Here is an 11,342-nt window from a genome sequence, read left to right on the forward strand (position 1 = left end):
CTATACTGGTTTGGAGTTTAAGATAGGAGATGGGAGCCAATGCTCCCAGATAAATAGGCTTTTATTTTTTCTTCTTTGTAGAAGACGTTGATTTCTTTGTAGGTTTTTTCGGTTTCCTTGGTCTTTCATCATCATCATCTTCTTCTTCCAAAGGTTCTTCGTTCAATTCACTTACAAAGTCAAGGAAGGGAATGTGTTTTTTGTGACTCATCTCCTCAAGTTCCTTTGCATTTGGTTTTCTTTCACCGACCACTACTAAATAAAGGGAAGGAAGAATTGTGAGGACTAAACACATCGCAGAGAATAATCCACCGACAATCACTGTAGCAAGTGGCCTTTGCACATCAGAGCCAACACCAGTTCCTAAAGTTGCTGGAATTAAACCAAGTAACGCTAGTAACATGGTCATGAGCATCGGACGTAATTGAATGACGGCAGCTTTTTTCACGGCAGCTTTTGTGGTAATTTCTGGTTCTTCAATTAATAAGTGGTTAGTTCTAGAAACGAAAAGAACACCTGCCATGGTTGCAATGCCAAATAGGGAAATAAATCCTACGCCGCCGGAAACGTTGAAGTAGTAACCTCTCATTAGCAGAGCATAAATCCCGCCTAAGAGTGAGAGTGGAATACAAGCCAAAGCTACATAAACATACTTTAGGTTTCTATACAACAGGAAGAGTACGCCAAATATGATTAAAATTGTGATTGGTATAACGAGTGCTAATTTTTTGCCCACACGCGCTAGGTTCTCGTATTGTCCACCAAACCGAATTTCATAACCATCTGGTAGTTTGATTTTTTTCTTCACTCGTTTTTGGAGTTCGGATACAAACCCTCCCTGGTCACGCCCACGTATATTTGTTCGAACAGTAACAACACGGCGACCTTCTTGTCGGAAGATCATTGTCGGTCCGTCTATCACTTCAATCTCCGCCAATTGAGATAAGGGAATCCTTTCTCCTTTTGGGGAAATAATTGGCATGTTTTCGATTGCTTGCTTTGAAGCTCGGTAATCTTTAGAAAATCGAACTACAATTCCAAATCGCGCAGGCGTTTTTGGTGGAATGTCGGAAGGGCCTTCATACAAGGTGCTGATTCGTTGCATTCCAATGGCTGCTTCAATCATTTGCTGAATATCAATGACGTTGATTCCGAATCGTGCTGCAGCCTCTCTGTCAATTTTGATTGTTAGTTGAGGGCTTTCTGCTTCTTGTTCAATCCCAAATTCACTTGCCCCTTTCATTTCTTTAATTTCTTCCAGGACTTCGTTTCCGATTCCACGCATAATTTTTAAATCGTTACCTGAAACAAAGACTGCTAAATCGGCAATAGTACCCATAATAGCTTCGGAAAGGTTGTCCATAATTGGTTGAGAAAAACTGACACGAGCTCCAGGGAGTGTTGCTTCTAAATCATTCCTCATTCTAAAGAGTAACTCTTGTTTAGTGATATTTTCCTTCCATTGGTTATAGTCTTTTAAACCAATTAGAACTTCTAATCGGTTTGGAGGAAGTGGATCGGTTCCATCATCATTTCTTCCTAATTGAGAAATGACCACACTGACCTGTTCATTTTTATAAACCGTCTGACGGATTTTTGGCATGAACTTTCTTGCTTCTGGTAGGGAGATACCTACAGGAAAGAAAATTCGAATGTTAAATCCACCTTCGTCCATTTCTGGAAGGAACTCTGTTCCAAGGGAGAACATACCAATAGCTAAGAAAATTGTGACTACACTGAATGTGTATTTTACCGCTTTACGTGATCTATCGACGATAAACTCGATGATTCGTTTATAGCGAACTTCAATCCAATCATAAAAGGGATTATGCCATTCAATAGGTCCCGGATTTTTTGATTCAAAATACGTTTTGTAAATGATGGACATTAATACAGGAATGACGGCCATTGCAAAAATTAAGGCACCTAATATTGCAAAGGAGATAGTGAAAGCCATTGGTTTAAACAACCGACCTTCTATCCTTTCAAAAGAGAAAATAGGTAGGTATGCTAGAATGATGATCAAAATCGAAAATAGAATTTCCGTTCCTACCTCCGAAGCTGCATCTCGGGTGAATGCTAAAATTCCATGTGATTTCTCTTCGGGAGTTGCATCTCGGTAGCGCCTCATTATATTTTCTACCATGATGACGGCCCCATCCACAATGATTCCAAAGTCTATGGCACCTAATGAAAGTAAACTGGCAGGAATTCCCGTCATATTCATAAGTAGGAAAGCAAACAACATCGCAAACGGGATGGTTGCAACAACTACAAGAGATGCTCGCACACTTCCGATAAAGAAAATTAATACTAAACTTACTACAACAACACCTTCGACTAATGTTTTACCAATGGTTCGAAGAGTGTAGTTTACTAAATCTGTTCTATCATAAGTATTTCGAAGTTGTACACCTTTAGGTAGATAGTTTTCGTTGATTTCTTTGACTTTTTCACGAATCCTTTCTCCCATTTCATTAGGATCTCCCCAACGACGCATTGCCACCAACCCTTGAACAGAAGAATCCACGTCAATGAGTCCTTCGTCTTCATTTTGGATGGTATATCCCAAAACCCCGCTCGGAATTGGATGAGAAACTTCTACGGAACCCAAGTCACGGATAAAAACAGGAACTCCATTCACTGTTTTGACAACGATGTTTTCAATATGTTTGGGATCTCGGATGGCTCCAAGAGAACGAATCGGGAAACCTTGTTCTCCTTGCAGGAGTAAGTTTCCTCCTGTATTTAAGTTGTTCTCTTGAATCGCTTTGATGACATCACCAATAGTCAACTTAAAACGAATTAACTTATCAGGAGAGGTTACCACATGGTATTGTTTTGGTAATCCACCAAATGTGACAACGTCGGCGATCCCGGGTATCTGCAACATCTTTGGCATAACTATCCAATCTTGGATGGTTCGAAGTTCCATTGGCGTATGGTTTTCAGAGGATTCGACAACGTAGCGATAAATTTCTCCGACAGGCGAACTCATTGGTCCTAAAGCAGGATGAACATCTTCTGGAATGTCTGCATCGGCAACACGTTCCATAAGTCGCATCCGCGCGAAATAATCATCAGTACCGTCTTCAAAAACAAATTGGAATACAACGAGTCCGTTGATAGTTCTAGATCTTCGAACCGCAACCTTAGGAATCGCATTTAATACGCGTTCTATGGGGAGAGTGACACGTTCTTCTACTTCAACGGCTGCTTTGCCGGGGAATTTTGCTATGAGACGAACCTGTGTATCGGCAATATCAGAATAGGCTTCTTTACGGATGTCAATCCATGCCCAAAGTCCAAAAAGTACTGCTACGGCTGCAGCAACAAGTGTGGTGATACGGTTTTTTAATGCTGTTTCTATAAAATCTTTAATCATGATATTCCCTCGTATTGAAGAGGTAACCCATTTGTAGTAAAAGTTGTGGGTTTTTGTAGTCGCCTTGCCCAACTCCACCACCTACCTGTAAAAAGAAATTTCCAAGTAAGAAGTCGTATGTAAGACCGATATAACGTTGCGATAGGTGGACCCTTTGTCTTTCTCGACTTTCATATTCTAAATACGTTCCTACATTGCTATCAATGGAGTTAACATATGACCGAATCAGCAAGTCTTCCTGAGAAGGGTCCCTTCTGTTGTATCCAGGAATATTAAGCCCTGTAGGATAAGAAGATTGTCCCCCACGACCCACTTCTGGAGCAAAAGGATTGACTTCAAAATATCCTCCAACAATCGAAATGCTATGAGCAATGACAGGGGTTTTCCAAAACGTATATCCTAAATCTACTTGACCACCATACCAATGAGGACCCCATTTACCACCTGATCCACGTAATACGACGTCTTTGAAATAATATCCTAAATTAAAGTTAAGACTGGCTGGAGAACCAATGGTAGCACCATACACCCAAAAATTTGTCGATTTAGGAAGTCTCTTGGCATCCAAACTATCTGCCTTTAATTGTTCATCTTCACCAAAGGCAGACTGTTTCGATTTATTCGGTGTCCATTCGGGTTGGATATCATTTCCATCTTTATCTTTAGGATAAGGTGAAGTTTGCGCAAACAAAGATGTACCGAGTAAAGATAGAGTAATCACTAGAAAGATAAGTTTTTTCATATTAAAAACCAAAACTTAAACCTTTTAAGAGAATGGAGCCTTGGATTGCAACCTTCTCACCAGGTTCTAGTCCTTGTATAATGTTTACTCTTTCTTTTGTAGAGATCCCTAATACAACTTCTCGCCTTTTAAATGTTAATGGTTGTTCTTCTACAAATACATAGTTTTTGCCTTCTACAGTCACAATGGCAGTATAAGGTAATACAACACTATCACCACCAGTTTGTTCAGGAAATTTGACAACTCCAAACATACCTGGCTTCAGTCTGTATTTATCGTTTACAACAATGATCCTCATTTTTGCAGTTCTTGTGAGCGGGTCTACGTTATCACCAATGGCTTCAGCTGTTCCGATAAATTCTTCATCAGGAAAGGATGCAAAAACTACTTTTACTTTTTTACCCTTACGTAAGGTGGAGATTTGAGATTCAGGTACATCGGTGATGATCCATGCTTTTAAACTTCCCGCAGTACTTAATTCGCTTGGATTTAAACCTTGTGCTCTTAGTTTTCCTTCAAATTCAGCAAGTTCTGCTGCATCATTTCCAGAATCAGTTTCTGATTCCACTAAGTCTTTTTCAGTAGCTACACGGTGAACAAACATATCTTTGATCCGGCTTAAGTTCTTATTCGATCGATGGAGTTTGTTTTTAGCATGTACATACCCAACATAAAGATCGTTTAACTCTGCTGATTCGAAGAGGATAATTCGAGATCCATTACTTACTGAAGGGGAAGTAGAAGCAATGAGTCTTGCAGGTGCTTCTAAACTTACAAATTCCCCCCCTCCACCGATCGCTGTAGATTTTACAATTTCAAGTCCAGGGCTACCTGGTTTAAAAACAATCCGTAGCCCTCCATCAAACACTTCTGCCTTCTCTGGATGTTTATGAGCAGTTTTTGCTGGTTTGGAAAAAACCAGAAATAGAATTGAAATCGCTACAAGTGCCACTCCTGAAATCAGGAGGATTTTTGCCTTTTGGTTAAGAGATTTTAAGGTAATTAACATTTTATTCCTCAGATTTAGGATTGGTTTGATTTTCGGATTTTGGGATAAAGATTCCTTTACCCACTGCGTAGTTTACATTTTCAATGGCTTCCATTCGATCCGTTTGGAGTTTTAACATCTCCACTATACTGGAACGATAGGTTTCAAAAAAGTCTGCGAATTCTAAGATCGTGATGTACTTCTTTTCGTAACTCATGATCATATCCAAAGACAAACTTCCATAATCTTTGATATAGGCGTTACTAAATCGTTTATAAAGTGCGTCTTTGATTCGTGCTGATTGGTAGGCAACAGCCACTTCGTTTTCTACTTCGAGAATATTGTTCTTTAACTCTTGTTTGCGGACAAGAATGGCTTTTTCTGCTGCTTGAATATTCCCTTGGTTTCTATCAAATAGTGGTACACTCAACTGTGCTGTGACTCCCCAATAGTTTTGGAATGCCGTACCACCTCGGTTATAAACAGGCCCAAATGACAAATCGGGAATAGCATTTGCATATTGTAGTTCTAGGTTGGCTTCTTCAAAACGTAATGTTTGTAAGGCCTTTTTGAGATCTGGTCGATTTTCACGAGCAATCTCAACTAAATCTGTCAACCGAACATCATTGGGTACAATCAAATCCAAATTCGTTTCATTTACTGTAGGATTGAATTCAATTCTGGCATCACGATACAAATCATCATTCAAAAGAATTTTTAGATCTGCTTCTCTTTCATAAACCTTAATGGCCAGATCTTCTCTTTCTTTTTTTAAGAAAAACAAAAGGGCTTTTAATCTTAAATGTTCTGCCTGAAGGAGAGCTCTTCTTTTGTAAGCAAGTTCAGAGGAGTCTACAGTTTTTTCAATCGAGGCAATACTTTGATCATAAAACACCACTGCCTTTTTATAAAAGTAAATTGTATAAAAGGTTCTTCTGAGTTTGGTAATGACGGCGCGAGCTAAATCATGAAAGTCTTGTTCAGAGATTTTTGCATTGAGCTCTGCAACTTTCACTCGTTTGTCAATTTTTCCACCGAGTAGGAATACTTGTTGGATTTGGATTACCGATTGTCCTGACCTTGTTGTATCAAAGTATCTTTGTGTTGGTTCAGCGAAGATACTTTGGTCAATGGCTATGTTTGGGTTTGCATAAAGGCCTGCTTGTAAGATCCCCGCTTTTTTTACATCTATTTGAAACCGTGATGCTATGAGTAAAAGGTTATTCTTCCATAAAAGTGTCTCTGCAGACTCTAAATCAATTTCGCGCGTGATCCTTTGGTCATCAGGATAGAGACTAGATCCCAAGGAAGACCTTGGATTTTCATCTGAAAGTTGCCTTTTAAGCGCTTCGCTTGCCTGTACGATCCTTTCCTCTCCCCATAAGTAGGAGGTGGACAGTACAAACAAGAGGTAGATACCGATTCTGTTATAAAAACTCATAAATTACCAAACATACAAAGATTGTGATAAAAAGAAAACATAGGTATACCTCTATCAATTGGAAAGAGGACTTACTTCTGAATTCAGCAAATGCCGAAGTAGATTAAACGAAAGAAAATGGAGGAGGAATATTTAAGAGAAGTGACGAGAGTAAATTAGGAACATAAGTTCCCTCTGAAATCAAATTAAGATAACTGACTAAAAGTAATTCCGATAATAGGGTAGATTTACTTTCATTAAAAAAATCTAAAAAGTCTGCTCTAGAGCGACCTACAGTCGCAGAATCATCAATCGAAGAGATTCTAGGGTCATCAATCGCTGTGTTTTCTGGTGTTTCAAGAGAGGCGGAATACGATTTTTTGATCTGGTGGAGATTTGCTTCCAGGTATTTGGAAACTGTATCTGACGTACCGTCCAACGGGAAACCAATGGTTATCGTTAGTAGTAATGCTAGCAGCTTTGCCGACCAGTTTGCCGTCATTTTGTCCACTCATTCATTTTCATCTAGGTACTCAATTCTAAAATACTTCTAATGTTTCAAAGGATCCATAGAGATTGATCGAATTGAGCAATATATAATACATGGGACGCTCGGATCTTTAAAAAAATGACTGCCCAGAGTCAGGAATTCCCTGGAGCAGTCGCGAATGGTCTTTGGCAAATGAGAAACAAATTATAGGATATGTTTAGAATATAAAAACATCCTGTGTCCCTCACGGGACACAGGTTTAAGCGGTAGAGAGGAGTTAAACGGGTGGAGGTAGACTCAGGTAACGAGAGGCAAGGAGCCCAGAAATAAAAGAAGGACGTAAGTTTTTGTTATGTGCCAGGGAATAAGTCTCAAAGGAAGACTGACCTTTTCCACTCCATGTGAGTACATCTTCTAAATCTTTTGTACCAGAGGTTTCTTCAGAAGAAGATTTGTTGATCGCGGTAGAAAGAGAACCTGACAATAGGCTCTTTGTACCAACTCGGCTGGATTTGGCTCCGCGAGTGCGAACGAGTACATTTTCTTCTGAAAGAAAGGCGCTGCCCAGGGAAAGCGTGAGTAGGGAAATCCCAAGTATCTTTATCATCTTCCTGAACATAATTACAGCTTAGACGGTATCTGATTAAAATCTAGCATTTTTTTAGGACATGCCTATAAAATAAGCAGATCGACCAGAATTTTCTGATCCATCTGCCTCTGCCTGGAATTAGAGCACTTTGCCGGGATTGAGAATTCCTTTCGGGTCAAAAGCCAATTTGATGGCTCGCATCGTGTCAATTTCCGATTGAGAACGAGAAAAGTTTAGGTAATCCTTCTTCAAAAGCCCAATTCCATGTTCTGCAGAAATGGAACCTTTGAATTTTTGAATGAGGGTGAACATTTCTGGATCCACTTGTTTGCACTGAGTGAAAAATTCTGCGTCCGTTAGGTCCTTTGGTTTCACAATGTTTAGATGGAGGTTTCCATCACCAATATGTCCAAATAGAGCAATATGGAATCCTTGGTATTTCTTTGTGAGTAGTGTCGTCATCTCACCCAAGAAGGCTTCCATGTTGCGCAGTGGTAGGGAGATATCATTTTTGTGAACCGTATAAGCGAGAGATAAGGATTCAGAAATTCCTTCTCTATATTTCCAGAAGGTTTCGTTTTGGCGAGAGTTCTGAGCAATTGATCCATCGGTAATCAGTTCTTTTTCGGTGATGGATTCTAATATAGAGTAAAGTTTTTCTTCGTCAGTTTCCCCGCTCACTTCGAATTCCATAAGCACATAGTATTTGCTAGGTGCTTGGAATGGGTCGGGAACTCCTAAATGTTCTTTGACTTTGTCCAAACAATAGTCTGTTAAAAACTCGAATGCAAGAAGCGGTAAATCGAAGTTATGTGTTTCTCTAAAGATTTCTAAAATGTTTTTGTATTCGGGTACAGCAAGGAAAATGACACGAATGTCTTTGGGTGGTTTTGTAAGTTTGACAACAGCCTCTGTAATGATCCCCAGTGTTCCTTCCGAACCAATAAACAGGTGTTTGAGGTCATATCCTGTATTGTTTTTTAAAATTTCGCCATTGAACCGGTAAACTTCTCCTTTTCCATTTACAACGGTAAGGCCAAGAACCCAGTCCCGAATGAGACCATAGTGCACCACGCGAACCCCACCGGCATTGGTGGCGATATTTCCACCGATATGACTGGATCCGGTTGCTGCAAAGTCTACTGGAAAATAAAATCCACGTTCTTCTGCTTCTTTGTGTAGATTTTTTGTGATCATGCCAGCTTGTACGTGTAAGGTGCCAAGGAAAGGATCAAAATCAACCACTTGGTTCATTTTAGATAAAGAAACAACAATCTCACCATTTTTGGCAACAGCACCACCTGCATAACCCGTTCGTCCCCCAGAAGGAACCACGGCAATTTCATGATTGTATGCGTAAGAAACGACAGCTGCTACATCTTCTGTTGTTTCTGGGAAAACAAGAACTTGGTAGTTAGGTGGATACACTTTGGTTCTGTCTGTTCCATAAGAATTGAATAAAGCTTCATCCATGGTCCCATCGTTTTTTTGAATGACCTTTTTATCTCCGATGAGTTTACTTAAGTCAGTTTTTGTTTTTGTAAAATCCATTGATTATCCTTTAAATATCCACCATATCAATTTGTGAGTTTACCGCAGGATCATCATCCCCAGGTGCCAATCGAGTGTAAGATCCGTCTGATTCGAGAACCCTGGCTTGGGTATTGTCTCGGAGTAGGAGTTCTAAAATTTTCCCGATTCTTTTTCTATGTTTGTCTTGTAAGATAGGGAACATAACTTCGATTCGGCGAAGGAAGTTCCTTGGCATACAATCTGCAGATGCCAAATACACTTCTGGTTTTCCGCCGTTTTCAAAACTATAAATCCTAGAATGTTCCAAATACCTTCCTACAATGGAGCGAACACTGATACGATCAGAAACCCCCGGAATTCCGGGCCTTAAACAACATATCCCACGAATGATTAAATCAATTTTGACCCCAGCTTGTGAGGCTTCATAGAGTTTTAAAATGACATCGGGATCGACAAGAGAGTTCATTTTAAAGATCACACGGGCTTGTTTTCCATGTTTGGCATTGTCTGTTTCTCTTTGGATGAGGTGGAGGAACTCTTCCTTCAAAAAAGTAGGTGCAGCATAGATTTTCGAAAGCCTAGGCATCTTTCCGGAACTAGTGATGGTATTAAAAAGAATTGCTACATCTTCTGTGATCTCAGGGTTTGCTGTGAATAAACTTAAGTCCGTATAAAATCGAGCAGTGGTAGAGTTATAGTTTCCTGTGCCTAAGTGCACATAACGATTGAGTTTATCATCTTCTCGGCGTACAATCAGTAACATCTTACAGTGGATTTTCAGTCCGACCACACCGTAAACGACGTGAACACCGCTATCTTCTAGTTTTTTGGCCCAACGAATGTTTCTTTCTTCATCAAACCTTGCTTTGAGTTCTACAAGTACAGTAACCTGTTTTCCATTCTCTGCGGCCTCTCCCAAAAATTGAATGATGGGAGAATCTCCTGAGGTTCGATATAAAGTCATTTTGATGGCAAGCACCTTGGGGTCTTGGCTTGCAATCTTTAACATATCCTCAATGGATTTAAAACTTTCGTAAGGGTGATGGAGTAAGTGATCGTTTTTACGAATTTCAGAAAAGATGGATTCACTTTTTTTGGCAGCAAATCCAGACTTAGGAACAGGATAAGAATATTTCAGATGGCTAGTTTTTTCCAATCCTTGGAAAAACATCATATCGTTTAAACTGAGTAAGGTGGGAATCTCCATTACTTGGTATTCTTCTAGTTCTAGTAACCCACGTAATAGTTCTTTAATATGACCCGCACCGGAATGGACATCCAAACGAACCGCATCTCCCCACATTCTGTTTTTTAGTTCGTTTTTCATGGTGGTGAGAAGGTCACCAATGTTCTGTTCTTCGTTGATGGAGATATCCGCATCCCGAACAATTTTGAATGTATGGATTTGTTTTACATTCATTCCATAAAAAAGATCACCTAAATGGAGTTTAATGATTTCCTCTAATGGAAAGTATCTTCTGACATCGGTTTCTTTGTTTGGAGGGAGTTGTAAAAAACGAGGGAGAACACTTGGCACCTGAACAATGGCAAATAGTTCTTTCGCTTTGTTTTTATCATCATCCGAATACAAAGTAATTCCCAAATTCAAAGTTCGGTTCAGAATATGTGGGAAAGGGTGGGACGGATCGATAGCAAGTGGAGTGAGAATGGAAGACACTTCTCGTTTGTAATAATTTTTTACAAACTGAATGTCATCACCAGCAAGTTCACTTGGGTCTTGGACCACTACGATTTTGTTTGTTTTTAGTTCAATGAGGATCTCATCTAAGGATTCGTATTGTTTTTTAACAAATTGTCCCACTTTCGAATAGAGTTCGGCGACAGTTTCCGAAGTTCTTTTTCCGTTGAGGCTTCGTTCTTCGATTCCTGCATTTTTTAAGTTGAGAAGTCCGGCCACGCGGACCATAAAAAACTCGTCTAAATTGGATTCTGTGATACAAAGAAATTTAAGGCGTTCGAGGAGAGGGTTTTCCTTATCGAAGGATTCTTCCAAAACACGATGGTTGAAGTCGACCCAGGAAAGTTCGCGGTCGAAGAAGATATTTTGGTTCCCCAGTTCTATTTTTTCTGTAGGGCTAGCAGTCATAATTCTAGGATTTGGGAAGGAAAAAATTCTGTAAATTCCTAATCCTTTTGTAGAATTCGACGACATTAGATTCAGAGGAATTTGAGAC

The 11,342-nt window shown here is 39.7% G+C and carries 8 protein-coding genes; all 8 read right to left on the reverse strand.

The features are described 5' to 3' along the window. Positions 1–61: 61 nt before the first annotated feature. On the reverse strand, positions 62–3,385 hold the full coding sequence (locus JWG41_RS07810; protein WP_205269366.1) for an efflux RND transporter permease subunit: 3,324 nt from the start codon (positions 3,383–3,385) through the stop codon (positions 62–64). Next, positions 3,378–4,127 carry a hypothetical protein gene (locus tag JWG41_RS07815; protein WP_205269367.1) on the reverse strand — a complete coding sequence of 250 codons (750 nt, stop codon included), beginning with the start codon at positions 4,125–4,127 and terminating at the stop codon, positions 3,378–3,380. The genes JWG41_RS07810 and JWG41_RS07815 overlap by 8 nt, the downstream gene beginning before the upstream one ends. A 1-nt stretch (position 4,128) precedes the next feature. Continuing rightward, entirely contained in the window at positions 4,129–5,136 is a 1,008-nt protein-coding gene (locus JWG41_RS07820) for an efflux RND transporter periplasmic adaptor subunit (protein WP_205269368.1), read from the reverse strand. A 1-nt stretch (position 5,137) separates the two neighbouring features. Continuing rightward, on the reverse strand, positions 5,138–6,556 hold the full coding sequence (locus tag JWG41_RS07825) for a TolC family protein (protein WP_205269369.1): 1,419 nt from the start codon (positions 6,554–6,556) through the stop codon (positions 5,138–5,140). 103 nt (positions 6,557–6,659) lie between these two features. Continuing rightward, positions 6,660–7,037, reverse strand: a complete 378-nt coding sequence (locus JWG41_RS07830) for a hypothetical protein (protein WP_205269370.1) — start codon at positions 7,035–7,037, stop codon at positions 6,660–6,662. 265 nt (positions 7,038–7,302) lie between these two features. Continuing rightward, positions 7,303–7,632, reverse strand: coding sequence for a hypothetical protein (locus JWG41_RS07835; protein ID WP_205269371.1), 330 nt, complete (start codon positions 7,630–7,632; stop codon positions 7,303–7,305). Positions 7,633–7,752: 120 nt separating this feature from the next. Next, entirely contained in the window at positions 7,753–9,165 is a 1,413-nt protein-coding gene (locus tag JWG41_RS07840; RefSeq protein ID WP_205269372.1) for an FAD-binding oxidoreductase, read from the reverse strand. 10 nt (positions 9,166–9,175) lie between these two features. Continuing rightward, a complete protein-coding gene (gene ppk1, locus JWG41_RS07845) occupies positions 9,176–11,320 on the reverse strand; it encodes a polyphosphate kinase 1 (protein WP_205269373.1) in 2,145 nt (714 codons plus the stop codon). Positions 11,321–11,342: the final 22 nt, after the last annotated feature.

Origin of the sequence: Leptospira chreensis, assembly GCF_016919165.1 — a bacterium.
GTDB classification, from domain to species: domain Bacteria; phylum Spirochaetota; class Leptospiria; order Leptospirales; family Leptospiraceae; genus Leptospira_A; species Leptospira_A chreensis.

What these genes read in the sequence shown, in the direction of transcription:
- JWG41_RS07825 (WP_205269369.1), bottom strand. Translation starts at nt 6,556, where the DNA reads ATGAGTTTTTATAACAGAATCGGTATCTACCTCTTGTTTGTACTGTCC.
- JWG41_RS07840 (WP_205269372.1), bottom strand. Translation starts at nt 9,165, where the DNA reads ATGGATTTTACAAAAACAAAAACTGACTTAAGTAAACTCATCGGAGAT.
- JWG41_RS07810 (WP_205269366.1), bottom strand. Translation starts at nt 3,385, where the DNA reads ATGATTAAAGATTTTATAGAAACAGCATTAAAAAACCGTATCACCACA.
- JWG41_RS07815 (WP_205269367.1), bottom strand. Translation starts at nt 4,127, where the DNA reads ATGAAAAAACTTATCTTTCTAGTGATTACTCTATCTTTACTCGGTACA.
- JWG41_RS07830 (WP_205269370.1), bottom strand. Translation starts at nt 7,037, where the DNA reads ATGACGGCAAACTGGTCGGCAAAGCTGCTAGCATTACTACTAACGATA.
- ppk1 (WP_205269373.1), bottom strand. Translation starts at nt 11,320, where the DNA reads ATGTCGTCGAATTCTACAAAAGGATTAGGAATTTACAGAATTTTTTCC.
- JWG41_RS07835 (WP_205269371.1), bottom strand. Translation starts at nt 7,632, where the DNA reads ATGATAAAGATACTTGGGATTTCCCTACTCACGCTTTCCCTGGGCAGC.
- JWG41_RS07820 (WP_205269368.1), bottom strand. Translation starts at nt 5,136, where the DNA reads ATGTTAATTACCTTAAAATCTCTTAACCAAAAGGCAAAAATCCTCCTG.